Source organism: Streptomyces sp. NPDC006265 (assembly GCF_040613555.1).
GTDB lineage: Bacteria > Actinomycetota > Actinomycetes > Streptomycetales > Streptomycetaceae > Streptomyces.
Genome location: NZ_JBEXSH010001513.1, coordinates 1 through 1103 on the forward strand (window position 1 = coordinate 1; position 1103 = coordinate 1103).

The window sequence follows — 1103 nt, forward strand, 5'->3', positions numbered from 1 at the left end:
CGCTACAACGCCCAGTTCCTCAAGGCCGCCGCCACCAGTGTGGAGGGGTTCTGCCCCGAGCTCGCGCACGAGCTGCGCCGCAATCACCTCGAAGAGGGCGGCGAGCGCGGCAAGGTGCCCGCGCACTACGTCCTCTACACCAACGCGCTCCTGTCCGACCTCGGCCTGCTCGTCAACGGCCACGTGCCCGCCACGGAGACCGAGACGCTGGTCAACCTCCACCAGTGGATGGTCGGCTCGCACATGCCCAGCTTCATCGCCGGCGCCTACTACGCGACCGAGGCCGTGGCGATCGCCGAGACCGAGATCCTGCGCGACATCACCAACCGCTACGGCGAGCTGACCATCCGGCGCACCGGCAGCGAGCTCAAGGCCCTGCACTACTACTACGAGCTCCACCTCGACGACGAGCACGAGGCCGCCCAGGTCGGCGGCATGAGCGTCGAGGCCGCCCACATCGAGGGCCTGGCCCGGTTCATCAAGGAGAGTGAACTGTTCCACATCGACCTGCCCCAGGCCCTCGACGGCTGGCTGACGATCACTGAGGGGATGACACACTGGTGGGCTCAACTCGCCCACCGCGCCTCGGAGATGAACTGATGAACGCCACCCCCGACATCGTCGCCGAAGCCCAGGAGCGCTCCGGCGGATGCCTGTGCGGACGGATCCGCTTCACCGTCAAGGGCAACGCCGTCTACCCGCACACGTGCAGCTGCCGGCACTGCAAGAAGCTCGGCGGCGGCCCGATGATGTGGTGGGCTGGCTTCGCCCCGGAGGACGTCACCTGGACCAACGGCGTCGAGCCGACCTGGTTCGAGACGTTCGAGGGCGAGGCCCAGCGCGGCTTCTGCCCGAACTGCGGCAGCCGCCTCGCGGCATTGGACAGTGATGTCCCCGAGCTCGGCATCGTCGTCACGGCCCTGGACGACACCAGCGGAGCCGACCTCGTCCCCGTCAACCAGTCCTTCCGCGACGACGCCGTGCACTGGCTGCCCCAAGTCCCGGACACCCAGAACAGCCCCGTCGGCTGACACCCGCGAGACCTCCGGGGGCTGGCAGTCCTGACCTGCCCGCCCCCCGACCCCCCCCCCGCCAGCGACCCA

General features: G+C 69.2%; 2 protein-coding genes. Both read left to right on the top strand.

Features of this window, described 5'->3' with window-relative positions; translation table 11 throughout:
* A partial coding sequence (locus tag ABZ281_RS50270; RefSeq protein ID WP_356665622.1) for a DUF3865 domain-containing protein occupies positions 1-600 on the top strand: 600 nt, incomplete at its 5' end.
* On the top strand, positions 600-1031 hold the full coding sequence (locus ABZ281_RS50275; protein ID WP_356665624.1) for a GFA family protein: 432 nt from the start codon (positions 600-602) through the stop codon (positions 1029-1031). The genes ABZ281_RS50270 and ABZ281_RS50275, both read left to right, overlap by 1 nt.
* Positions 1032-1103: the final 72 nt, after the last annotated feature.

Bases quoted from the DNA above. Each gene is read 5' to 3' on its own strand.
- ABZ281_RS50275 (WP_356665624.1), top strand. From the start codon at position 600: ATGAACGCCACCCCCGACATCGTCGCCGAAGCCCAGGAGCGCTCCGGC.